The 24,427-nt window shown below is 43.7% G+C and carries 21 protein-coding genes; 12 read left to right on the top strand and 9 right to left on the bottom strand.

Annotated elements, in window-relative coordinates:
* The first annotated feature begins 45 nt into the window (after window positions 1-45).
* The 9 genes from fabG to ACIY19_RS00330 all read left to right on the top strand — a co-directional run bounded on the left by fabG (window position 46) and on the right by ACIY19_RS00330 (window position 7,989).
* Entirely contained in the window at window positions 46-777 is a 732-nt protein-coding gene (gene fabG / locus ACIY19_RS00290; RefSeq protein WP_001177609.1) for a 3-oxoacyl-[acyl-carrier-protein] reductase, read from the top strand.
* 28 nt (window positions 778-805) lie between these two features.
* Window positions 806-2,041 (top strand): beta-ketoacyl-ACP synthase II, encoded by a 1,236-nt coding sequence (gene fabF / locus ACIY19_RS00295; RefSeq protein ID WP_000774052.1) that lies wholly within the window; start codon window positions 806-808, stop codon window positions 2,039-2,041.
* Between the two features lie 2 nt (window positions 2,042-2,043).
* A complete protein-coding gene (gene accB, locus ACIY19_RS00300; RefSeq protein ID WP_409002414.1) occupies window positions 2,044-2,532 on the top strand; it encodes an acetyl-CoA carboxylase biotin carboxyl carrier protein in 489 nt (162 codons plus the stop codon).
* Window positions 2,529-2,951, top strand: a complete 423-nt coding sequence (gene fabZ / locus ACIY19_RS00305; RefSeq protein ID WP_000565515.1) for a 3-hydroxyacyl-ACP dehydratase FabZ — start codon at window positions 2,529-2,531, stop codon at window positions 2,949-2,951. The genes accB and fabZ overlap by 4 nt, the downstream gene beginning before the upstream one ends.
* A gap of 11 nt (window positions 2,952-2,962) precedes the next feature.
* Complete coding sequence (gene accC, locus ACIY19_RS00310; RefSeq protein ID WP_000488665.1) at window positions 2,963-4,330, top strand: acetyl-CoA carboxylase biotin carboxylase subunit; 1,368 nt, start codon at window positions 2,963-2,965, stop codon at window positions 4,328-4,330.
* 35 nt (window positions 4,331-4,365) lie between these two features.
* The gene (gene accD / locus ACIY19_RS00315; RefSeq protein WP_001173379.1) at window positions 4,366-5,232 is read left to right on the top strand and encodes an acetyl-CoA carboxylase, carboxyltransferase subunit beta; all 867 of its coding nucleotides are present in this window, start codon (window positions 4,366-4,368) and stop codon (window positions 5,230-5,232) included.
* Window positions 5,229-5,996: an acetyl-CoA carboxylase carboxyl transferase subunit alpha gene (locus tag ACIY19_RS00320; RefSeq protein WP_049489769.1), complete on the top strand. Its 768-nt coding sequence runs from the start codon at window positions 5,229-5,231 to the stop codon at window positions 5,994-5,996. The genes accD and ACIY19_RS00320 overlap by 4 nt, the downstream gene beginning before the upstream one ends.
* Before the next feature lie 146 nt (window positions 5,997-6,142).
* Complete coding sequence (locus ACIY19_RS00325) at window positions 6,143-6,844, top strand: CPBP family intramembrane glutamic endopeptidase (protein WP_049519393.1); 702 nt, start codon at window positions 6,143-6,145, stop codon at window positions 6,842-6,844.
* A 419-nt stretch (window positions 6,845-7,263) separates the two neighbouring features.
* Complete coding sequence (locus ACIY19_RS00330) at window positions 7,264-7,989, top strand: lysostaphin resistance A-like protein (protein WP_409002415.1); 726 nt, start codon at window positions 7,264-7,266, stop codon at window positions 7,987-7,989.
* A gap of 49 nt (window positions 7,990-8,038) precedes the next feature.
* On the opposite strand, the gene nusB is transcribed toward ACIY19_RS00330, so the two are convergent.
* The 9 genes from nusB to gatC form a co-directional block, all read right to left on the bottom strand.
* Window positions 8,039-8,461 carry a transcription antitermination factor NusB gene (nusB, locus tag ACIY19_RS00335; RefSeq protein WP_000203659.1) on the bottom strand — a complete coding sequence of 141 codons (423 nt, stop codon included), beginning with the start codon at window positions 8,459-8,461 and terminating at the stop codon, window positions 8,039-8,041.
* Complete coding sequence (locus ACIY19_RS00340; protein WP_000510587.1) at window positions 8,454-8,843, bottom strand: Asp23/Gls24 family envelope stress response protein; 390 nt, start codon at window positions 8,841-8,843, stop codon at window positions 8,454-8,456. The genes nusB and ACIY19_RS00340 overlap by 8 nt, the downstream gene beginning before the upstream one ends.
* A 21-nt stretch (window positions 8,844-8,864) precedes the next feature.
* The gene (gene efp, locus ACIY19_RS00345) at window positions 8,865-9,425 is read right to left on the bottom strand and encodes an elongation factor P (RefSeq protein WP_000568640.1); all 561 of its coding nucleotides are present in this window, start codon (window positions 9,423-9,425) and stop codon (window positions 8,865-8,867) included.
* 80 nt (window positions 9,426-9,505) lie between these two features.
* Window positions 9,506-10,633 carry an SPFH domain-containing protein gene (locus ACIY19_RS00350; RefSeq protein ID WP_000505819.1) on the bottom strand — a complete coding sequence of 376 codons (1,128 nt, stop codon included), beginning with the start codon at window positions 10,631-10,633 and terminating at the stop codon, window positions 9,506-9,508.
* Between the two features lie 8 nt (window positions 10,634-10,641).
* Complete coding sequence (locus tag ACIY19_RS00355) at window positions 10,642-11,598, bottom strand: zinc-ribbon domain-containing transport protein (protein ID WP_409002416.1); 957 nt, start codon at window positions 11,596-11,598, stop codon at window positions 10,642-10,644.
* 98 nt (window positions 11,599-11,696) lie between these two features.
* Window positions 11,697-12,092 (bottom strand): hypothetical protein, encoded by a 396-nt coding sequence (locus ACIY19_RS00360; RefSeq protein ID WP_001031998.1) that lies wholly within the window; start codon window positions 12,090-12,092, stop codon window positions 11,697-11,699.
* Window positions 12,093-12,149: 57 nt separating this feature from the next.
* Entirely contained in the window at window positions 12,150-13,595 is a 1,446-nt protein-coding gene (gene gatB / locus ACIY19_RS00365) for an Asp-tRNA(Asn)/Glu-tRNA(Gln) amidotransferase subunit GatB (protein WP_001008649.1), read from the bottom strand.
* The gene (gene gatA / locus ACIY19_RS00370) at window positions 13,595-15,061 is read right to left on the bottom strand and encodes an Asp-tRNA(Asn)/Glu-tRNA(Gln) amidotransferase subunit GatA (RefSeq protein ID WP_000143709.1); all 1,467 of its coding nucleotides are present in this window, start codon (window positions 15,059-15,061) and stop codon (window positions 13,595-13,597) included. The genes gatB and gatA overlap by 1 nt, the downstream gene beginning before the upstream one ends.
* Window positions 15,061-15,363, bottom strand: coding sequence for an Asp-tRNA(Asn)/Glu-tRNA(Gln) amidotransferase subunit GatC (gene gatC / locus ACIY19_RS00375; RefSeq protein WP_000705419.1), 303 nt, complete (start codon window positions 15,361-15,363; stop codon window positions 15,061-15,063). The genes gatA and gatC overlap by 1 nt, the downstream gene beginning before the upstream one ends.
* Window positions 15,364-15,528: 165 nt before the next feature.
* Here gatC and ACIY19_RS00380 point away from each other — a divergent pair, with 165 nt between their 5' ends.
* The 3 genes from ACIY19_RS00380 (at window position 15,529) to ACIY19_RS00390 (ending at window position 24,335) form a co-directional block, all read left to right on the top strand.
* Window positions 15,529-16,221 carry a TIGR02206 family membrane protein gene (locus tag ACIY19_RS00380; RefSeq protein ID WP_000468959.1) on the top strand — a complete coding sequence of 231 codons (693 nt, stop codon included), beginning with the start codon at window positions 15,529-15,531 and terminating at the stop codon, window positions 16,219-16,221.
* A gap of 143 nt (window positions 16,222-16,364) precedes the next feature.
* Window positions 16,365-17,909, top strand: a complete 1,545-nt coding sequence (locus tag ACIY19_RS00385) for a peptide chain release factor 3 (RefSeq protein ID WP_000155105.1) — start codon at window positions 16,365-16,367, stop codon at window positions 17,907-17,909.
* Between the two features lie 762 nt (window positions 17,910-18,671).
* Window positions 18,672-24,335: an accessory Sec-dependent serine-rich glycoprotein adhesin gene (locus ACIY19_RS00390; protein ID WP_409002417.1), complete on the top strand. Its 5,664-nt coding sequence runs from the start codon at window positions 18,672-18,674 to the stop codon at window positions 24,333-24,335.
* The last annotated feature ends 92 nt before the right edge of the window (window positions 24,336-24,427 follow it).

Here is a 24,427-nt window from a genome sequence, read left to right on the forward strand (position 1 = left end):
TAATCCCTTCTCCCACAAAATACAACAGGAAACAGGAGAGATAGAATGCAACTTACAAATAAAAATGTCTTTGTAACAGGTTCAAGTCGTGGTATCGGACTTGCCATTGCTCACAAATTTGCCCAACTAGGCGCTAATGTAGTTTTGAATAGTCGCGGAGCAATCCCAGAAGAATTGCTGGCTGAGTTTTCAAACTACGCCGTCAAAGTAGTACCGATATCAGGTGATGTTTCAGACTTTGCAGATGCCAAGCGTATGGTAGATCAAGCGATTGCAGAACTCGGTTCTGTCGATGTCTTGGTCAACAATGCTGGGATCACTCAAGATACGCTTATGCTCAAGATGACCGAAGAAGACTTTGAAAAAGTGATTAAGATCAACTTGACAGGTGCCTTCAACATGACGCAAGCAGTATTGAAACAGATGATCAAGGCACGTGAAGGTGCGATTATCAACATGTCTAGTGTGGTCGGTTTGATGGGAAATATCGGACAAGCCAACTATGCAGCTTCTAAAGCAGGTTTGATTGGTTTTACCAAGTCAGTTGCACGTGAAGTTGCCAATCGCAACGTACGAGTAAATGCTCTTGCACCAGGGATGATCGAGTCAGATATGACGGCTGTTTTGTCTGATAAGGTCAAGGAAGCGACATTGGCCCAAATCCCAATGAAACATTTTGGTCAAGCAGAACATATCGCAGATGCTACAGTGTTCCTGGCTGGACAGGATTATTTGACTGGACAAGTTCTCGCTGTTGATGGCGGACTTAGCATGTAAAAAATAAGGAAAGATATAGGTAAGACAGATGAAACTAAATCGAGTTGTAGTAACAGGTTACGGATTGACCTCTCCTATCGGAAATACTCCAGAAGAATTTTGGAACAGTTTGCAAACTGGGAAGATTGGAATTGGAGAAATCACTAAGTTTGACCACAGCGAATTTGCTGTGCACAATGCGGCAGAAGTTCAAGATTTCCCATTTGATAAATACTTTGTCAAAAAAGATACCAACCGTTTTGACAACTATTCTTTGTATGCCTTGTATGCGGCTCAAGAAGCGGTGACAAATGCAAATCTTGATGTAGAAGCAATTGATAAAGATCGCTTTGGTGTCATCGTGGCTTCTGGTATTGGGGGAATTAAAGAAATCGAAGATCAGGTTATCCGTCTTCATGAAAAAGGTCCAAAACGTGTTAAACCAATGACGCTTCCAAAAGCCTTGCCAAATATGGCTTCAGGAAATGTTGCCATGCGTTTCGGAGCAAACGGTATCTGTAAATCAATCAATACAGCCTGTGCCTCATCAAACGATGCCATTGGGGATGCCTTCCGCTCTATCAAGTTTGGTTTCCAAGATGTCATGTTAGTTGGTGGATCAGAATCATCTATCACTCCTTTTGCCATCGCTGGTTTCCAAGCATTGACTGCCCTATCAACTACAGAGGATCCAACTCGTGCTTCTATTCCATTTGACAAAGACCGTAATGGTTTTGTGATGGGAGAGGGTTCAGGGATGTTGGTTCTTGAAAGCCTTGAACATGCTGAAAAACGTGGTGCAACTATCTTGGCTGAAGTAGTTGGTTACGGTAATACCTGTGATGCTTACCATATGACTTCACCACATCCAGAAGGTCAAGGTGCGATTAAGGCTATGAAGTTGGCTTTGGAAGAAGCAGAAATTTCTCCAGAGCAAGTGGCTTACGTCAATGCCCACGGAACTTCAACTCCTGCAAATGAAAAAGGAGAAAGTGGTGCGATCGTAGCTGTTCTTGGTAAAGAAGTACCTGTATCTTCAACCAAATCCTTTACAGGACACTTGCTTGGTGCTGCAGGAGCGGTAGAAGCCATCGCTACCATCGAAGCCATGCGTCATAACTATGTACCAATGACAGCTGGAACAAGTGAGTTATCAGACTATATCGAAGCGAATGTCGTTTATGGACAAGGCTTGGAGCAAGAAATCCCTTATGCTATTTCAAACACTTTTGGTTTTGGTGGACACAATGCGGTTCTTGCTTTCAAACGTTGGGAGAATAAATAATTATGAATTTAAATGAAATCAAGGACTTGATGGCTCAATTTGACCAATCAAGTTTGAGAGAATTTTCTTATAAAAACGGAACGGACGAATTGCAGTTCAGTAAGAATGAAGTAAGAATGGCTTCTGAAACACCAGCTCAAGTTGCTCCAGTGCCAACTGCAGTAGCTGCAAGTCCAGTAGTTTCTGCCCCTTCAACTCCAGTAGAGACTTCTGTGGAAGAAGCTCCAGCACCAGCTGAAACGACGGTTGCTCCAGAGGGTGATGTCGTTGAAAGTCCACTTGTAGGGGTGGCTTACTTGGCTGCTGGACCAGATAAACCTGCCTTTGTCACAGTCGGGGATAGTGTTAAAAAAGGTCAGACTTTGGTGATCATCGAAGCCATGAAAGTCATGAATGAAATTCCTGCACCTAAGGATGGTGTGGTGACAGAAATTCTCGTTTCAAATGAAGAAATGGTTGAGTTCGGTAAAGGATTGGTACGTATCAAATGATCGATATTCAAGGAATCAAAGAAGCTCTACCCCATCGCTACCCTATGCTCCTAGTGGATCGTGTCTTGGAAGTGAGCGAAGATACCATTGTTGCCATTAAAAATGTGACCATCAACGAACCTTTCTTCAATGGTCATTTTCCACAATACCCAGTCATGCCAGGTGTTCTTATCATGGAAGCTTTGGCACAGACTGCTGGTGTCTTGGAATTGTCCAAACCTGAAAATAAAGGGAAACTGGTCTTCTATGCTGGCATGGACAAGGTTAAGTTCAAGAAGCAAGTTGTACCAGGTGACCAATTAGTCATGACGGCTACTTTTGTCAAACGTCGTGGTACGATTGCTGTGGTTGAAGCAAAGGCTGAAGTAGATGGTAAGCTTGCAGCGAGTGGTACTCTTACCTTTGCAATTGGAAACTAAGGAGGTTCTCCATGTTTCGTAAAATTTTAATTGCCAACCGTGGTGAGATTGCGGTTCGCATTATTCGAGCTGCGCGTGAATTGGGCATTGCGACCGTGGCAGTTTATTCAACTGCTGATAAGGAAGCTCTTCACACACTCCTAGCGGATGAAGCTATCTGTATTGGACCTGGTAAGGCGACAGAATCTTATCTCAATATCAACGCTATTTTGTCTGCTGCAGTCTTGACAGAAGCAGAAGCCATCCACCCAGGTTTTGGTTTTCTTAGCGAAAACTCCAAGTTTGCCACGATGTGTGATGAAGTGGGGATTAAGTTTATCGGCCCTTCTGGGGCTGTAATGGATACCATGGGAGATAAGATCAATGCGCGTGAGCAAATGATCAAGGCTGGGGTTCCAGTTATCCCAGGATCTGATGGTGAAGTTCACACAGCTGAAGAGGCCCTTGCGGTTGCTGAAAAAATTGGCTATCCAGTCATGCTTAAGGCATCGGCAGGTGGTGGTGGAAAAGGGATTCGTAAGGTTGAAAAGGCAGAAGACTTGGTCGCAGCCTTTGAGACAGCGTCCAGTGAAGCCAAGGCCAACTTTGGAAACGGCGCTATGTATCTTGAGCGTGTGATTTATCCAGCTCGTCATATCGAAGTTCAGATTCTTGCAGATCAAGAGGGTCATGTTGTCCATCTTGGTGAACGGGATTGTTCTCTTCAACGAAATAACCAAAAGGTCTTAGAAGAAAGCCCGTCCATCGCGATTGGCAAAACCCTTCGTAATGAAATTGGTGCTGCAGCCGTTCGTGCAGCAGAGTCTGTAGGCTATGAAAATGCAGGGACGATTGAATTTCTTCTCGATGAAGCCAGTGGCAATTTCTACTTCATGGAAATGAATACTCGTGTGCAAGTGGAACACCCAGTCACAGAGTTTGTTTCAGGTGTTGACATCGTGAAAGAGCAGATTCGCATTGCTGCCGGGCAACCTTTACCTTTCAAACAAGAAGATATTGTCCTACGAGGTCACGCTATCGAGTGCCGGATCAATGCGGAAAATCCAGCATTTAACTTTGCTCCAAGCCCAGGTAAAATTACCAATCTCTATCTACCAAGTGGTGGAGTTGGCTTGCGTGTAGACTCTGCAGTTTATCCAGGTTATACCATTCCCCCTTACTATGATAGTATGATTGCCAAAATCATTGTTCATGGGGAGAATCGTTTTGATGCCTTGATGAAGATGCAACGGGCACTTTATGAACTTGATATTGAAGGAGTGCAAACCAATGCAGACTTCCAGTTGGATCTGATTTCAGACCGCCGAGTTATCGCTGGTGACTACGATACTTCCTTCTTGATGGAAACTTTCTTGCCAAAATACCAAGAAAAAGAATAGACTTTCAAACAGTATGAGAACTAAAAGGGGGAGTTATGGCTCTATTTAGTAAAAAGGATAAGTATATTCGGATCAATCCTAACCGTTCCGTAAGGCAGAAACCACAAGCCAAGCCTGAGGTTCCGGATGAACTCTTCTCCCAGTGTCCTGGTTGTAAACACACCATTTATCAAAAGGATCTTGGGAGCGAACGAATTTGTCCCCATTGTAGCTATACTTTCCGTATTTCAGCTCAGGAACGCTTGGATTTGACGATTGATTCTGGTAGCTTTGTGGAGATGTTTACAGGTATTGAAACTCAAGATCCATTAAACTTTCCTGGCTACCAGAAAAAACTTGCAACAATGCGTGAAAAGACAGGTTTGGATGAAGCAGTACTAACTGGTACAGCTAGCATCAAGGGACAAAAAGTTGCCCTTGGGATCATGGATTCTAACTTTATCATGGCTTCTATGGGAACCGTTGTGGGTGAAAAAATCACGCGCTTGTTTGAGTATGCAACGGTAGAAAACTTGCCAGTCGTTCTCTTCACAGCTTCTGGTGGAGCCCGCATGCAAGAAGGAATCATGAGCTTGATGCAGATGGCTAAGATTTCTGCGGCAGTTCAACGCCATTCCAAGGCAGGACTTTTTTACCTAACTATTTTAACCGATCCGACAACAGGTGGGGTGACCGCTTCTTTTGCTATGGAAGGTGATATTATCCTAGCGGAGCCACAGAGTTTGGTTGGTTTTGCTGGGCGTCGTGTTATCGAAAATACAGTTCGTGAGACCTTGCCGGATGACTTCCAAAAGGCAGAATTTTTGCTTGAACATGGATTTGTTGATGCAATTGTCAAACGGAGAGAATTGCCTGAAACAATTGCTAAATTAGTAAGATTGCATGGAGGAAGTCGCGGATGAATATTGCAAAAATAGTCAGAGAGGCACGCGAGCAGAGTCGTTTGACCGCACTTGATTTTGCCAATGGAATCTTTGACGAGTTTATCGAATTGCATGGAGATCGCTCTTTCCGCGATGATGGTGCGGTTATCGGTGGAATTGGCTGGTTAGGTGAACAAGCAGTAACTGTCGTTGGTATCCAAAAGGGGAAGAGTCTTCATGACAACCTCAAACGGAATTTCGGGCAACCTCATCCAGAAGGTTATCGTAAGGCCTTACGCTTGATGAAACAGGCAGAAAAGTTTGGTCGTCCAGTTGTGACCTTTATCAATACGGCGGGTGCTTACCCAGGTGTTGGAGCCGAGGAACGTGGACAAGGTGAAGCAATCGCCCGAAACCTGATGGAAATGAGTGATCTCAAGGTTCCAATCATCGCGATTATTATCGGTGAAGGTGGATCTGGTGGGGCCCTAGCTCTAGCCGCAGCTAACCGTGTCTGGATGTTAGAAAACTCAATCTACGCCGTACTTAGCCCGGAAGGATTTGCCTCTATCCTTTGGAAGGATGGAAGTCGTGCTATGGAAGCGGCGGAGTTGATGAAAATCACTTCACATGAACTCCTAGAAATGGGAATCGTAGACAAGGTAATCTCAGAAGCAGGGCTGTCAAGTAAAGAACTGCTAAGTTGCGTTAAAAATGAATTGCGTGCAGAACTAGATAGGTTGCAAGAACTACCACTCGACCAACTTATCGAAGAACGTTACCAACGCTTTAGAAAATACTAAGAAAATTTAAAAGCTAGAACAATTTGTTCTAGCTATTTTGATAATAGAGCATGGATAAATATGAATACTCTAGATAAATAAGAAAATAATCAATGGTATATCCTCTATATTGCCCTAATAGAGAGTTTACCATTAGGAGAGAAAGAATGAAAAAGACAATACATTTAGGAATCTGTATGATTTTAATGTTCCTGTACATTTATTTAACGCCATTAGGGGCTATAACTCTAGCTAGGACCTTTGGTTTAGGAATGGACAGCTATATAATCTTCCTAGTTGGAGAAGTGTTGCTTATTTTCTTTTTATTCGTTTTGTGGTTGAAAAAGAAGAAGATGCTCTTTATCTTCGAGAAAAAGGGTTGGCGCTGGTCTTATCTCGCTTTCTTAGTGGCTTGCTTTCTTATCTATTCTTTTCTAAATGGATTTAGAATGCAGAATATTCGATTGATTGACAATAGCTTTATTTTCCAAGACCTTCTTTCAGAACTTTACTCAAACGGAAGAGAAACGACTCTATCAAGTCTTATATTTTTAATCTTTAACATTTCGATTGTACCTGTTGTTGAGGAGACAATCTATAGAGGTTATTTTATGAATACCTTCTTTCCGAAGTCGGAGTTTTATTTGGATGTGATTTTGTCTTCTTTCATCTTCGGGCTTAGTCACTTAGTTCTATCTCATCGTGACCCCATCAGTCTCCTAATGTATAGTATTCTTGGTCTTCTATTTGCAGTCGCTTATCGAGTTACGGGTAGTCTTCGGTTTACCATTTTTTGTCATAGTTTCTATAATGCAATTCCCTATGCTCCGTCAATCTTATTTTATATTTATTATTTGATTTTTAGATAGTAGGAAGTAAAGAAAAAGTGTTTGATAATTGTCAAACACTTTTTCTAATTTAATGGGAAGATAGAGAAATCTCTTTTATCAATTTCTTATTTCTCAATGAGTAAAGCTACCATTTAGGGTGAAAAATTGACAGTTGAGGAGATAGGCTATAAAATAGACAAAAAGATGTATACTGTAGATGTAAACTGACAAAAATTTATTTTAAGGAGCTACTTGATAGGACAGGTACAAAAACATTTACAGTTCTTTTATCTGAGGACTTAGAGCAAGTTTCAGGTGGTGGCATGATTTGGTTAGTTTATGATAGACATTGGCCTTCGCCATATGCATATAGTTTGGCGACAGAATGGAGTACAATACTGAATCATGCGACTAGACGTGCTTATGGTATTAGCTATTGATAAATTAAAGGGGTAAGTATGAAAAAACTAGGGCATTTGGGAGTCTATACATCACTGGTATTTCTATCGATTTACCTACCAGAGTTAGGGATTATGCATCTAACTAAGTTTTTAGGATGGGGGATAGATGGCTATTCTATCTTTTTAACAGTTGAAGTAATAGCTCTTTTGCTATTATTTATCTACTGGCTCAAAAAGAAAGAGATGCTCTATATTTTTGAAAAAAAGGGTTCAAAGAAGTCAAGATTCTTTTACCTTGTAGTTGGTCTAGTAGCTACTTATTTTGATCGTCAATTGGTGGATGCTTTTCAGTTACAGTTTCATCACTTAATTGATAACAAGTATATCTTTCAAGACCTTCTTTCGATTCTATACTCCAATGGGCAACCAACTTTTCTATCAACTGTTCTCAGTTTTAGTTTAACAGTAGTCGCCGCACCTATATTAGAGGAACTGATTCATAGAGGGTATTTTATGAATACCTTTTTCCCCCAGTCCAAGTACTATCTGGATGTTATCCTATCTGCTCTTATCTTTGGATTTAGTCATTTGATCCTAACTCACCGAGATCCTATCAGTTTGATGGTTTATAGTTTTTCCGGTCTTTTCTTTGCTTTAGTTTACCGTTGGACAAAGAGTCTAAAAATCACCATTCTGTGCCATAGTTTTATAAATTTTCTCATCCATGCAGACTTCATCTGGTTGTTTCTTTCTAATTTAATCTATTATCGTTTTTTTAGATAGTGAAAGGTAAAGAAAAAAGTGTTTGATAATTGTCAAACACTTTTTCTGTTTACTGTTCTTCGGTTACAAACTGGCTGAGCAGTCCATTGATAAAACGGGCAGATTTTTGATCTGAGAAATCCTTTGCAAGCTCGATAGCTTCGTTAACAGCAACCAACTGAGGGGTGTCAAATGAAGTGATTTCAAAGACTCCCAAGCGAAGAAGGTTTCTCTCCACGAGTGTTAAACGCTCGATGGTCCAACCTGCTTTTAAATGCTGTGTGATTTGCTTGTCTAGTTCTTCCTTTTTAGCTTGAACACCAGAAACTAGCTCTGTCAAAAAGGCTGGAAGTTGCACATCAGTATCTTCACGATCATGAGTATAGGCGAAACGACAAGCAGTTTCGACATCCGTACCGAACTCAAGACTCATGAGAGCTTGAAAAGCGCATTTACGGAGTTGGCGTCTAGATTCTAATAGTGGACTAGTCATTGAGGAAGTCCTCGTCAAATAGATCTTTCAATTCAGGTTTTGGTGTTTTATCTGGAACGATACCTGCAACGTGGATATTGATAGCAGTTAGTTCTACATCAGCCATGTTGCGGACAGCATCTTTGACAGCTTTTTGGATAGCAACAGCTACCTTAGGAACTTTTACTCCGTACTCAAGGTAGAGATAGATATCAGCTGTGAGTTCTTCGTTCACGTTTTTAAGATAAACGCCGCGGCCGAGAGAAAGTTTTGAAAGGGTGTCAGATACTGATTTGTTTGAAAAAGAGTGAACACCCTCTACTTTTGCAGTAGCAATAGCAATGATTTTTTCAAGTACACGTGGGGCGATAACGATTTCGCCAAGTTGTTCTTCAATTCCCATAGAATGACCTCTTTCTAGAGATTAGGCACGAGAAACGTAAGTTCCTTCTGCAGTGTTGATAACGAGTTTTTGTCCTGCTTCGATGAAGTCTGGAACGTTTACGACAAGTCCAGTTTCCATCGTTGCTGGTTTACCAGAACCTGTAACAGTAGCACCTTTGATAGATGGTTGAGTTTCTGCAACTGTCAATTCGACAGTAGTAGGAACGGTAACACCAATCACTTCAGTTCCGTAGAATTGGATCTTCACATCAGAGTTTTCAAGGATGTAAAGCAATTCGTTTTCAACGTTGACTACAGGAATTTCGTATTGGTCGTAAGTTTCTGTGTTCATGAAGTAGGCTGTGTCATCCATTTTGTACAAGTATTGAGCTGGGACAGTCTCGATGATGGCTTGTTCAAATTTTTCCTCTGGACGGTAGCTTGTGTCAAATGTAGAACCAGTACGGACATCACGCAATTTCATACGCATGATTGTGTTTCCTTTACCTGGTTTGTGGTGGCTAGCTTCCAAAACGCGGATCAATTTTCCGTCAGCTGTTTCAAAGGTCATACCAGCCTTTAATTTACTTGCTTCAATCATGTTTTTACCTCTTTAATAAATAATTTACTCTTTATTGTACCATAAAAGACAACATTACTCAAATGTCAGAAGGAGCTTAATTAGTTGACTGGTACGATATTTCCATCTTCGTCTTTAGTAACGAGGACGTATTTTCCATCGACTTCGATATAAAAATTCTTGCTGGCAGTTTGCCCAGTGTTTTGAGCCGGTGCTTGATTTTGGACTTGTTGGCTTAATTGACCACCCAGAGTTTGACCAAGATTCATGCCCATAAACATGTTCATCCCATTGCCATTTCCTTCGTTGGCAGCAGCAGCAATAAGCGCTTCGTTGCGAGCACGGCGTTCTTCGATTTCAATCGTGTTGTACTTCATTGCCACGAGCTCACTATCAAGTTTGCGAACGATATCAAGACTTTCTTGGTCGTAGCTGAGGTCTTCAAGCAAGATGTTAGTTGCTTCAATCCCGTAGAGACCTGTCCAAACCTTGTTGACCTCTTGTTTAGCGAGTTCGTTAAAGGTGTCTTGGTTGGCATTGAGGCTATAGATATCAACCTTGTTTTCGTTGGTATATTTGGCAATGGCAATCGCGATTTTTGGTGCGATATTTTGACGGAGCGTTCCTTGAGCTACATCTTGGAGAGTAAATGGCTGTCCGTCAGTAATTTGACGGCTAACAGAACTCACGTAGAAGAGGACTGGATCTGCTATTTTTACATCAAACAAGCCATAGAAACGGATGTTAAGCAGTTGTTGGTAACGTTCGCTGAAGTATTCGACCGCATTTTGTGTGCCGAACTTATTACCTGCAATAGGTTGCATGCGGATAAAGATGATTTCTTGTTGGGTGATGACTTGTCCACCAAAAGAGAAACGGTTTTTAAAGTTTTCCCAAGTGCCCTTTAAACCACCTTTTTCAAGGAGCCAGGCATTATCACCAGCTTGCCATTCGTGGCTACCAGCTTCGAGGACCTCACCAAGGAAGGTACCATTGTTTACCAAAACAGCGGTATAGCCTTGGGGAACGATAACCACACTGCCATCTGACAAAAGTCCAGTATTTTGATTGCTGTGACGAGAACGTCCATCTGGGTCTTTTGTGAGTAATTGACCCTTGACGGCCAAGGCATCGCCAGAGACATTATCTGGAAGGACAATGGCTTCCTTGAATTTACTATCATTAAAACTATTTAAGCCTGCTGATAAGGCTGCACGTATAAATCCCATAATTCCTCCTAATTATAAAGCTCGTCTTCATCCACAACATCATAGGTATCAAGTACCCATTGGTTTGGACTGCGAGAGAGATTGGCACCACAGTAGTCACACTCGCTAACTGCAGAGATTTTTAATGGGGCGCCACAGTTTGGACAGTGGTCGCTCACAACTTCGTCTGGATTGACTGCTTGCGTTTGGCTACCGTGTTGACGGATAAAGTTTAATTGATACACGGTGAAGAGATCTTTTTTAGGGTCTCCTTCAAGGACACGGCGAGTCTCATCATCAATGACATAGTCACGCAAGGTAGATGACAGGATCACCACTAAGGTGTCGTTTCCGTCAGGATTTTCAATGAACTCCTTGATGCGAACATTTTCGATACAAACTTTCTCTAAAACATTGGTTGTTTTAGCACGAATATGGTCTTCGAGTTGGGCACTGTGTTGGGAGTAGAGACTGGTACTTTCCAAAGCGCGGACAGAGTTCCAATTTTTCTCAGTCCAGGCAACCTGCAATTTAAGGTAGACTTCCTTAACCCAAGATGTGAAAGCTTCCGCGTCAAAGTTTGGATCTCCGTATTTCACAAGACTAATGGCCCGTGTGTTGTGTTCAACTCGACGATGGAGCGTTTGAGAATCATTACTAGTGTCTGTTGAACTTGAATCTTCTGAGTTATTCTGCGCGGATTTGGAAATAGCAACTATAACAGAGGCAACCGCGAATATTACAATAAATCCTATATAGTTAGAGCTATCAGAACTGTCAGAGGATGATCCATATCCAGAGTGGTAGTAGTGATAAGATGAGCCACCAGAGCGACTTCCTCCTCCACTTGAACGACTACTACTTCTAGAGCTACTGCGGCTGCTCCCTCCACTTCTGGAATGTCCGACACCTGCATCAACGATTTGAGGCACGGATAGAAAAACAAGTAATAAACAGGTCATTAAAAGAGCGTAAAACTTTTTCATGTGTCTCCTAACTATATGATTGAAAAGGTAGAATTCTGAATTCGAATAATTATTAAACTATTAATAACCTTTAAAAATCATCTAAGATATACTAGGCGTTATTTACTAGCATTTAGCTTCTTTATGGAATGGCGCTCGATGAGCCATCCCACAATCCACCCTATTGCTAGCAAGTAATTTTCAAAAGCACCGATAGCATTTACAGGAGAGTGATACTCCATATAATTGAGTAAGTGATTTGTTCCTATTCCAATTCCGCCAATAATGAGAGCAAGAAGTGCGATTCGTAGATAGAACCAATCGTATTTAATATTGATAGCGAGAATAATAATCAATACAGCTAAATTCCATATTCCAATTTCTCGTTGCCAACCAGCAGATATTCCGTACCCGGAGTGGCTTCCCATGTAGGATGGAAAGAAAATTTGTAGTATAGAAGCGCCTAACATAGCGATGATGACTAAGACAAATAGCAATCGTAAAAATTTGTTCATTTATTCTCCTTGTCTCATTCTCGTTTTAAAAGTAGAAAAAAGTGTATAAAGAGTAAATTACTCACTTTCTTTCAACTTCGCCAATTCTTGGGCAAGGAGTTTAAGGGCGACTTGTGGGTTGGCTTGGCCTTTGGTTGCTTTCATAAGGAATCCTGTGAAGGCCTTGTCTGCGTTGCGTTTACCTGATTTGAAGTCGGCAACGGCAGCTTCGTTATCCGCAAAGACTTGGTGGATGATTGGGATCAAGACATCTGGATCAGAGATTTGCACCAAGCCTGCTTTTTCCACGTATTCACGCGCGCCACCGCCATTTTTAGCTAGGTGGACAAAGACTTTCTTGGCAATCTTAGAAGAGATAGTGCCGTCTTCGATGATGGCAATCATTTCTACCAAGTTTTCTGGTGTCAATTCGATTTGTTCTAGTGTTTTACCTTCGGCGTTCAAGAACTGAGCAACTTCACCTTGGAGCCAGTTAGAAACTTGTTTGGCATCGCCACCGAGGGCAACAGCTTTTTCAAAGAAGTCAGAAGTGACTTTGTTTGCCGTCAACTGGCTAGCATCGTAGTCTGACAAGCCAAGATCAGATACGTAGCGCGCACGGCGTTCCTTTGGAAATTCTGGCAATTCTGTTCGCATTTCCTCAATCCACTCGTCTGAGATTTCAAAGAGTGGTAGGTCTGGTTCTGGGAAGTAGCGGTAGTCTGCAGCACCTTCTTTGACACGCATGAGGATGGTTGCTTTGTTAGCTTCATCGTAACGACGTGTTTCTTGGCGAATTTGACCACCTGAGCGAAGGATTTCGGCTTGGCGTTGGACTTCGTATTCGAGACCCTTACGAACGTTTGAGAAGGAGTTGAGGTTTTTCAACTCAGTCTTGGTACCGAATTTCTCTTGACCATAAGGACGAAGAGAAATATTGGCATCCACGCGCATAGAACCTTCTTCCATCTTAACGTCGGAAATGCCAGCGTACTGGATGACTTCCTTGAGGGCTGTCAGATAAGCGTAGGCTTCTTCAGGAGAACGCATGTCAGCTTCAGATACAATCTCAATCAAAGGAACCCCTTGACGGTTGAGGTCGACATAAGAGTAGCCATCTGTACCGTGGGTGTTCTTACCAGCATCTTCTTCTAGGTGAGCGCGTTCGATACCGATTTTCTTAGTCGTACCATCTTCGAGCTCCACTTCAATCCAACCGTTGTAGCCGATTGGCTCATCAAACTGAGAAATTTGGTAGGCTTTTGGATTATCAGGGTAGAAATAGTTCTTGCGGTCAAAGTGCATCTTTTTGTGGATGTCCATGTTGAGGGCAAGAGCAGCTTTGATACCGGCATCGACAACACCTTTATTGAGAACTGGCAGAACTCCTGGGAAAGACCAGTCAATCACGTTGGTGTTGGCGTTTTGGTCATTTCCAAAGTGGGCAGAAGTTGGTGAGAAGATTTTTGAATTGGTGTTGAGCTCTACGTGGACTTCAAGTCCAATGACTGTTTCAAAGTTCATTAGTTATCACCTCCAAAAATCACGGGTTGTTGTTTGTGGTAGTCTGTTGTTGCTTCAAAAGCAGCAGCAGCTTGGTAAATGGTCTCTTCTGAGTATTTAGGACCGATCAATTGGAGACCGACAGGTAGACCCTGAGAGAATCCAGCAGGGATGGAAATTCCTGGGAGACCTGCTAAGTTGACTGGGATGGTCAAGAGGTCAGCCAAGTACATGGCAACTGGATCATGGTTGAGTGAATCCAAGTCATAGGCAACACTAGGAGCAGTTGGTCCCAAAATCAAGTCGTAATTCGCAAAGACTTTTTCGAAATCTTGGATGATGAGGGTACGGACCTGACCAGCTTTCTTATAGTAGGCATCATAGTAACCTGATGAAAGGCTGAAAGTACCTAGCATGATACGGCGTTTTACCTCTTCACCGAAACCTTGGCTACGGCTGTTTACATAGATTTCATCAAGATTAGTCGCATCCTCTGCGCGGTAGCCGTAACGGATACCGTCAAAACGTTGCAGGTTTGAGGAGGCCTCTGATGAAGCGATGATGTAGTAAACGGCAACACCGTATTTAGAGTGAGGAAGGCTGACTTCTTCGACGATAGCACCAAGTTTTTCAAAGTGTTTGGCTGCACTCAGAATGGTTTCCTTAACCTCTGGATCAATCCCTTCACCAAGGTATTCCTTAGGCAAAGCAATTTTTATTCCCTTGATATCTTGGCCGATTTTTGAAGTAAAGTCAGCGATGCGGACAGGAGCAGAGGTAGAGTCTTTGGCATCTTCGCTGGCAATCGCATTGAGCAAGAGGGCATTTTCCTTAACAGTTGGAGCAAAAGGTCCGATCTGGTCTAGCGAACTACCGAAGGCAATGAGACCGAAACGAGAAACTGTTCCGTAGGTAGGTTTGAGACCAACGATCCCGTTGAAGGCAGCAGGTTGGCGGATGGAACCACCCGTATCAGAACCAAGTGACAAGCGGACTTGTCCAGAGGATACAGCTGCGGCAGAACCACTTGATGAACCACCAGGAACCTTGTTGTGGTCCCAAGCATTTTTAGTAGCACCATAGTAAGAAGTCTCACCAGAACCACCCATGGCAAACTCGTCCATGTTGGTTTTCCCAACGACAATCATGCCCTTGGCTTTTGCATTGGCAACGGCTGTCGCATCAAAGATTGGCTCGTAGTTGTAGAGCATTTTTGAGGCTGCAGTTGTCAGGATACTGTCTGTAGAGATATTATCCTTAACAGCCAGTGGAATTCCTGAAAGGACATTATCCGCGTCGATTCCAGCTTCATCAATGGCTTTAGCTTGAGCAAGGGCTTGTTCTTCAGCGATAGTGACAAAAGCGTTGATAGCTGTCTCGCGAGACTTGATATCTTCAAGCGTGGCTTGTGTCAATTCAGTTGCAGAAATTTCCTTAGAGACAAGGAGGTTGTGCAAGTCTTCAATCGTTTTGTTATTAAAAGTCATTAGGCATCTCCTCCATCATCTAGGATAGCTGGTACCTTGATATAGTAGTTGTCTTTTTCAGGTACGTTTTTAAACAAGCGGTCACGGTCAGTTCCTTCTTCGGCCACATCAGGGCGGAGTACGGTCTTACGGTCGGCCATAGTCGTAGTAGGTGCGACACCAGTTGTGTCGACTTCGCCCAGCAATTCAACCATGTCAACAATTTTAGACAAGGTTGTCGCAAAGGCAGCAGTTTCTTCTTCAGAGAATCTTAATTTTGAAAGATTGGCAACGTGTGTTACCTCTTCTTGCGTAATTTTCATCTTGCATCCTTTCGTGAAATGATGATTTTTAGTCTGTTCTATTTTACCATATTTTCCTATAAATAAGGGAGCCAAACTGAAAAGAAATAGAAATTGAAAAATCGCTTTTAATTCGCTATAATGGTTAAACTAGAGAATAGAAAAAATAAGAGTTAGGATAGAAATATGTTCCATCAATTTATCACCAGAACTCAGACAGTCCCTCCTCCCATTTCGCTCTTTTGGTATGGGATTATGATGCTCCTATTAGTGCTTTGTATTTATGGAGCGCTTGTTTATCACAAAAATCCGAAATTTGTCCGCTTGTTTAAGGGGATTCAGATCCTCCAGTTACTAGCCCTATATAGCTGGTATGTTGGTTTTGGGATTCCATTTTCTAATAGCCTTCCATTTTACCATTGCCGTTTGGCTATGTTTGCGGTGGTTTTCTTGCCAGATAAATGGCGGAGCAAGCAATATTTTGCCCTCTTAGGAGCAAGTGGAGCGGTCTTTGCTTTGGTTTACCCTGTTTTTGACCCCTATGATTTCCCCCATATCACCAGTTTTTCATTTTTGATTGGGCACTATGCCCTTCTAGTGAATTCCTTGGTTTACTTGATGAATCACTATGACAAGACCTTGCTCAAGAAATATATGATTGTGGCCTATACCTTTATTCTCAATCTCTTTCTAGTTGGGGTTAATCAGGTAACGGGTGGAAATTATGGTTTGTTAAGAGATACCCCGTTTATCTCGAATGCTCCTCTATGGCTAAAGTACCTTCTTGTGTCCGTCATCCTCTCACTGGCTCTGGTTCTCTTTGATATCTTGTTCAAGAAACGGTGGAAAAAGAGAAATCAGGTGAAATCTGTGCTCTAGCTCGCCTTTTCATCGGATGAGCAATTGAAAAACTCCCCAAAATCCGCTATAATGGAGAGTTGAAAGGAATAGTACAATCCAATGTAAAAATTATTCTTAGCTACTGAAACAACTAAAAATAGAGAATCAAAGAAAGAGAACTTATGACTATTCAAGAAGAAATCAAGAAACGCCGTACCTTTGCCATCATCTCCCACCCGGACGCTGGGAAAACAACCATCACTGAGCAGTTGCTCTACTTTGGGGGCGAGATTCGTGAGGCTGGTACGGTTAAAGGAAAGAAAACAGGGACTTTTGCCAAATCTGACTGGATGGATATTGAGAAACAACGTGGGATTTCGGTCACTTCATCTGTGATGCAGTTTGACTACGACGGCAAGCGCGTGAATATCCTCGACACACCAGGGCACGAGGATTTCTCAGAAGACACCTATCGGACCTTGATGGCGGTGGATGCTGCGGTCATGGTCGTAGACTCTGCCAAGGGTATAGAGGCTCAAACCAAGAAATTGTTTGAGGTTGTGAAGCACCGTGGCATTCCAGTCTTTACCTTTATGAACAAGCTGGACCGTGACGGTCGTGAGCCACTGGACCTCTTGCAAGAACTAGAAGAAGTCCTTGGTATTGCGAGTTATCCAATGAACTGGCCAATCGGGATGGGGAAAGCCTTCGAAGGCTTGTATGACCTCTATAACCAACGCTTGGAACTCTATAAAGGAGATGAGCGTTTTGCCAGTCTGGAAGAAGGGGATAAGCTCTTTGGAAGCAATCCTTTCTACGCTCAGGTTAAGGACGATATCGAACTGTTGCAAGAAGCAGGGAATGAATTTTCAGAAGAAGCTATTTTAGCGGGTGAATTAACACCAGTCTTCTTCGGCTCAGCTTTGACAAACTTTGGGGTGCAGACCTTCCTTGAGACCTTCCTTAAGTTTGCTCCAGAACCACATGGCCACAAGAAAACAGATGGCGAAATTGTGGACCCTTATGACAAGGATTTCTCAGGATTTGTTTTTAAAATCCAAGCCAACATGGACCCTCGTCACCGTGACCGTATCGCCTTTGTTCGTATCGTATCAGGTGAATTCGAGCGTGGAATGAGTGTCAATCTGCCTCGTACTGGTAAGACTGCCAAACTATCTAATGTCACTCAGTTTATGGCCGAAAGTCGTGAAAATGTGACCAATGCTGTTGCAGGTGATATTATCGGGGTTTACGATACTGGTACTTATCAGGTTGGGGATACCTTGACGGTTGGAAAAAACAAGTTTGAGTTTGAACCACTGCCAACCTTTACACCTGAGATTTTCATGAAAGTTTCTGCTAAGAACGTCATGAAGCAAAAATCCTTCCACAAGGGGATTGAGCAACTGGTGCAAGAGGGAGCCATTCAGCTTTATAAGAATTACCAAACTGGTGAGTACATGCTAGGAGCTGTCGGACAACTCCAGTTTGAAGTCTTTAAGCACCGTATGGAAGGCGAGTACAATGCAGAAGTGGTCATGAGCCCAATGGGTAAAAAGACGGTTCGTTGGATCAAGCCTGAGGACTTGGATGAACGGATGTCCTCAAGCCGCAATATCTTGGCCAAGGACCGTTTCGACCAACCAGTCTTCCTCTTTGAAAATGACTTTGCCCTCCGCTGGTTTGCGGACAAGTATCCAGATGTTGAGTTGGAGGAAAAAATGTAACTCAGCACCAACAATTGGAACTAAAGTTCCTAATTGTTGGACGCTAGTCGCTATTTGGCGAACTAGCTAACTGCCTTACTAACTACGTTTGGCAAATAGAACCGATTTGCCAAACTCCGTGTCGTAGTGTAAAATCGGCTTACCTAAACGCTTCACTAGGAAAAATCCACGAATCGATAATATTCGTGGATTTTTCCGTTGTAACGGGTAGTGAGAGGGCTAGCAACCTGCCTCACTAATTCATCGGCGAAAAATAATCGTTTTCGCCTCTTCGTGTCGTAGATTACGGCTATTAATTAGTATGGCATTTTTCTTAAATGCGTTGTAAGAAAAGTCCGCGAATGCTTTCGATTCGTGGATTTTTTTGTTGGAAAGGCTAGAAAGTTACATCGGCTACCGGCTTCATTGATTCATTTGTGAAACTGCCTTTAAATACTCTACTCCTAAAAGTCTGTGGATGCTATTGATTCATGGACTTTTTTCTATATTTTGAATAAAAATCAATTCCCTGAGTGATTGGAATTATTTGCTCAAATTTTAAAGCATATAGAAATGGTTAAAAAATAAATAAAATATATTAACAGAATAATAAAATGAAGATTATATTGAAAAAACAGAATAGATTTGAAATAGAGTCATTTTTGAAATCATTTTCTTTCTTTAGGATGTGTTATAGATATTGAATTGTCGGTATATTTGGTATATAATAAGAAAATAGTATTTTATAGGTGAATAGATCTTTTTCAAGTTGAGGGGATGAACATGTTTTTTAGACGCCAGAAGGGTGAATATAGAGAAACAGACCGTGTAACTCGGTTCAAATTAATCAAATCAGGGAAGCATTGGCTACGGGCCTCGACTTCCCTTTTTGGCTTATTTAAGGTGATGCGTGGAAGTGCGGATGCGAGCCAAGTAAAGACAGAAATGGTTGAAAAGCAAGAAGGTCAGAAGTTGACCGGCTTGGATGTCTTGAAAGGGATAGCAGCTACGGGGACGATCTTAGGTGGTTTTGCTGCAACGCAAACGCGTGTTTATGCCAATGATGCAGTCGCTGTTGAAAAGACTGTCGAATCAAAAGATACCCTGGCGACGAGAGATTCAGTAGTGCTGGGGACGACTCAGGATCATCAAGATACTGCTAGCTTGTCTTTGTCTACCAGTCAAAGCCAGTCATTGTCAGAATTCAATTCGCAGAGCGCCAGTCAATCTGCCTCTACGAGTCAGTCTATCAGTGCCTCAAGCTCTTCTAGCATGAGCCAGTCGATGAGCCAATCTGCTTCTACTAGTCAATCTTTGGCAAACAGTCAAAGTGTAACTGCTAGTTCAAGTGAATCCCTTGGAACACAAAATCAAGCGAATAGTAATCTGTCAGAGAGAGCTTCAGTTGGTGTTCAAAGTCAGTACCAAACAAGTGAGTCAGCTCGGGAGACAGTGAAAGAATCACAACCTTCAAAAGAATTAAAAGCAGTTGATTTTTCTACAGAATCCTTGCCTCGAAGTCAGTCTGGTCATGTAAAGAATGAAGGTGTGACGGCTGAATCTAGTCTCACAATGACTTCTGTAGCCTTGACAGAAAAGCAAAGTGAAGAAAAACGGAAGAAATTAGAGGCCTTGTCTGCTGAGATTGGGCAATTTCTAGCTCAAGCGCAGGGACTTCCAAACTCGGATGAGGCGATCACGAAGGCTAGTCTAGCGAAGAATGAGATAGCAGAGGCCTTGAAAGGGGAGGTTTCTGACCTTGCCACTATCCTACAAAAAGCTACAGAAGCTCGAAATAGCATTGCAAATGCTGTGTTACGTGCCAACTCTGGACTTCGTGACAGCAGAAACGGACAAGCTTTGACCAAAGCTTCAAATACCGCTAGCTTCAGAGCTGCTAGGGATACAGAGAAGCCAGAACTTCAGAAAATAACCGTTACAGGTGGCGCAGTTCTAGAAGGACAAAAATTTAAAATTTATCGAGAAGAAAATTTTTCTGCGACCATTGAGTTTACTGATAACAGTGGTCGAATTGAACATGCAAAATTTGTTCCTACTGCTGTTCCCGCGGCCTATCCGGCTACTTCAACTGTTGTCTCATTCACTACGAGTAATGGTCAAAGTATCAGCATGATTGTTCCGACAAATAAACTAGCCAAAGATGGAAATGCTACAGCATCAAATCCTTTCACCGTTTCAATCACGGGTTCTGTTGGAAAAAATCAAGCAGTAAATAGTTTGTGGACTCGTTATGTTTTCACCTATGATCAGGAAGGTAATTTTAGCGGAAATACTACTGACGTAGGTCTTGTAAAAGATTTAACAGCCAACCCTGCCGCAATTCAATTTGAAGTCCATGCTCAGTCTGAAAAGTACGAACCAGCTATCAATGCTGAGGTGAATCGAAACTTTACTCTAACGGCCAATTCAGGGACTGTTTCTGTTGGTGAAGCCAGTCAGTACATCACGAATGCTACAGGGACACCAGAATTACCTACTACAGGAATTACTAAGGGAACTAGAACAACCTATACTTGGAAATCTGGAACCAATACGAATTTGTCTGCTGGTCGGCATACTTTGACAGCGGTGGTAACTTATCCAGATGGAAGTACGGATGAAATTGACGTGAGCTTTACTGTGCGCCCTCAGACGCCAAGGATAGAGAATCAATATCTTAACGAAAAAGGTGGGCTCTCAAATCAAGCGATTACGGTAGATGGGGTTGCGCCAGGTGGGACAGTTACTTTAACAATTGCAGGTGAAACATTTACCAAACAGGCAACGGGGAGCTCGACTAGTGTAACCTTTACTGCAACTGACTTGAAGAAAGTATATGATCGCAATGGAGGACGACTTCCTAGTGGACCAGTGACTGCAAGTACGACAGTGGATGGTTTGGTTTCAGATGTGTTTAATGGACAAATCACGCCAAATCAAGCGTCTATTTCAGTAAGTAATAGCCAGTCCGCCTCAGTAAGTTTGAGTCAATCCGCCTCAGCCAGTGCTAGTCGATCAGCCTCAGCGAGTGCGAGCCAGTCTGTCTCAGTAAGCTCGAGTCAATCAGCATCTGCAAGTTCGAGTCAGTCCGCATCAGTGAGTGCCAGTCAATCAGCTTCAGTCAGCTCGAGCCAATCAGCGTCAATGAGTTCAAGTCAATCCGCCTCAGCGAGCGCTAGCCAATCAGCTTCAGCGAGCGCAAGTGAGTCAGCATCTGTAAGCTCGAGCGAATCGGCTTCAGTAAGTTCGAGCCAATCAGCTTCAGCGAGCGCTAGCCAATCCGCCTCAGTAAGTTCCAGCGAATCTGCATCGGTAAGCTCGAGTCAATCCGCTTCAGCGAGTGCTAGCCAGTCTGCATCAGTAAGCTTGAGCCAATCAGCGTCCGTAAGCTCAAGTCAGTCTGCTTCAGCAAGTTCGAGTCGATCAGCATCGGTGAGTGCAAGTCAATCAGCCTCAGTGAGCGCCAGCCAGTCCGCTTCGGCAAGCTCAAGCCAATCAGCCTCAGTGAGCACAAGTGAGTCAGCATCGGTGAGCGCTAGCGAATCGGCTTCAGTAAGCTCAAGTGAATCGGCTTCAGTAAGTGCCAGCCAGTCCGCTTCAGCGAGCGCTAGCCAATCAGCCTCAGTAAGTTCGAGTGAGTCTGCTTCGGCAAGCTCAAGCCAATCAGCTTCAGCGAGTGCGAGCCAGTCAGCCTCAGTAAGCTCAAGCGAATCGGCTTCAGTAAGCTCAAGTCAATCTGCATCGGTAAGCGCCAGTGAGTCTGCCTCAGTGAGTGCAAGTGAGTCAGCGTCAGCGAGCGCCAGCCAGTCAGCTTCATTGAGTGCTAGTGAGTCTGCCTCATTAAGCTCAAGCCAATCCGCCTCAGCGAGTGCCAGCCAATCTGCATCTGTAAGCTCAAGCGAATCAGCGTCGGCAAGTTCAAGTCAATCGGCTTCATTGAGTGCTAGCCAATCTGTATCGGTGAGCTCAAGTCAATCAGCATCAGTAAGTGCTAGTCAGTCTGCATCTGTAAGTTCGAGCCAATCTGCATCTGCAAGCTCGAGTCAGTCTGCATCAGTCAGCTCAAGCCAATCAGCGTCAGCAAGTTCGAGTCAGTCCGCATCGGTGAGCTCAAGCCAGTCAACTTCATTGAGTGCTAGTCAATCGGCTTCATTGAGTGCCAGCCAATCCGCTTCTGTAAGCACAAGTGAATCAGCTTCAGTAAGCGCAAGTCAATCAGCGTCGGCAAGTTCGAGTCAGTCAGCTTCATTGAGCGCCAGCCAATCAGCATCAGTAAGCACAAGCGAGTCCGCCTCAGTCAGCTCGAGTCAGTCTGCATCAGTAAGTTCAAGCCAGTCCGCGTCAGTGAGTGCAAGTCAATCCGCTTCAGCAAGTGCCAGCCAGTCCGCTTCAGTAAGTTCGAGTCAATCCGCTTCAGTAAGTTCGAGTCAATCCGCATCAGTGAGTGCAAGTCAATCCGCATCAGTAAGTGCTAGTCAGTCTGCTTCAGCAAGTGCGAGCCAGTCAGCTTCATTGAGTTCGAGCCAATCTGCATCGGCAAGTTCGAGTCAGTCAGCGTCAGTCAGCACTAGCCAGTCAGCTTCGGTAAGCTCCAGCCAATCCGTCTCAACGAGCGCGAGCCAATCGGCGTCAGTGAGCGCTAGTCAGTCAGCGTCGGCAAGCTCAAGCGAATCCGCTTCATTGAGTGCCAGTCAATCAGCCTCAGTCAGCTCAAGCGAATCTGCATCAGTTAGCTCAAGTCAGTCCGCTTCAGCGAGCGCCAGTCATTCAGCGTCTATAAGCTCAAGCGAATCTGCTTCATTGAGCTCGAGTCAATCCGCATCTGCAAGTGCAAGTGAATCCGCTTCAGTAAGTGCTAGCCAGTCAGCCTCAGTAAGCTCAAGCCAATCCGCTTCAGTAAGCTCAAGCCAGTCAGCATCTGCAAGTGCAAGTGAATCCGCTTCAGTAAGTTCGAGCCAATCAGTCTCAGTAAGTTCAAGCGAATCGGCTTCAGTAAGCGCAAGTGAGTCAGCCTCAGCAAGTGCAAGTCATTCTGCCTCAGCAAGTTCGAGTCAGTCCGCTTCAGTGAGCGCTAGCCAATCTGCATCTGCAAGCTCCAGCCAGTCAGCTTCGGTAAGCTCAAGCCAATCCGCTTCAGTAAGCTCAAGCCAGTCAGCATCTGCAAGTGCAAGTGAATCCGCTTCAGTAAGTTCGAGCCAATCCGCTTCAGCGAGCGCTAGTCAATCAGCGTCATTGAGCTCCAGCCAATCTGCCTCAGCCAGCACAAGCCAGTCCGCATCGGTGAGTGCGAGTGAGTCCGCCTCAGTAAGTGCTAGTCAATCCGCTTCAGTGAGTGCCAGTCAGTCAGTCTCAGCCAGCTCCAGCCAATCCGCTTCTGTAAGTGCGAGTGAGTCAGCTTCAGTCAGCTCGAGCCAATCAGTATCAGCGAGCGCCAGTGAATCTGCTTCAGTAAGTGCTAGTCAGTCAGCGTCTGTAAGCTCAAGCCAGTCAGCCTCAGTAAGTTCGAGCCAGTCAGCATCTGCAAGTGCAAGTGAATCCGCTTCATTGAGTGCGAGTGAGTCTGCGTCAGCGAGTGCCAGCCAATCCGCCTCAGTAAGCGCTAGTCAATCTGTTTCAGTAAGTTCGAGCCAATCAGCATCATTGAGTGCCAGTCAATCCGCATCAGTAAGCGCAAGTCAATCTGCGTCGGCAAGTTCGAGTCAGTCTGTCTCAGCAAGCGCTAGCCAGTCAGCATCATTAAGTGCAAGTCAATCAGCTTCAGCCAGCGCAAGTCAGTCTGCATCGGTAAGCGAAAGTGAGTCAGCATCAGCAAGTGCTAGTCAGTCTGCTTCAGTAAGTTTGAGTGAGTCTGTATCGGCAAGTTCGAGTCAATCGGCTTCAGCGAGCTCCAGCCAATCTGCTTCGGTAAGTTCGAGCGAATCAGCCTCAGTAAGCTCAAGCCAATCAGCCTCAGTAAGCACAAGCCAATCTGTGTCAGTGAGCGCCAGCGAATCCGCTTCAACAAGTACTTCAACTTCTGCAAGTATGCTAGCAGCCGAGTTAGCATTGGAAAGTGCCTCGATCTCAGCAAGTACATCAGTGAGCGAATCTATTTCAACGAGCGCATCACTCTCAGCTAGCATGTTAGCCAGTGAATCGACTCTAGAAAGTGCTTCGATTTCAGCAAGTATGTCAGTGAGCGAGTCAACGTCGATTAGCACTAGTCTCTCGACTTCAGATTCTATTAGTAGTTCTGCATCAGCAAGTACTCTGACATCTACTTTAACAAGCACCTCTCTCTCAATGGCAAACATTGCAAGCCAAGGTCAATCCGCTTCAAGCAAGCCGAAACAAGCCTTGCCAAATACAGGAGCGTCTACTTCGGTAGCATCTGCTTTGTTGGGGGCATTGACAGCTGTGACAGGTATCGGTCTTCTTGCCAAGAAGAGTCAGAAGAACGATGAATAAAGTCATTGATAAGATATAAAAATCAATGAATAAATAGTAAAATGGAAAACCTTTGAAAACATGATTTTTCAAAGGTTTTTTCTATATGCGAG

The sequence above is a fragment of the Streptococcus sp. ST14 genome (assembly GCF_046098195.1).
GTDB lineage: Bacteria > Bacillota > Bacilli > Lactobacillales > Streptococcaceae > Streptococcus.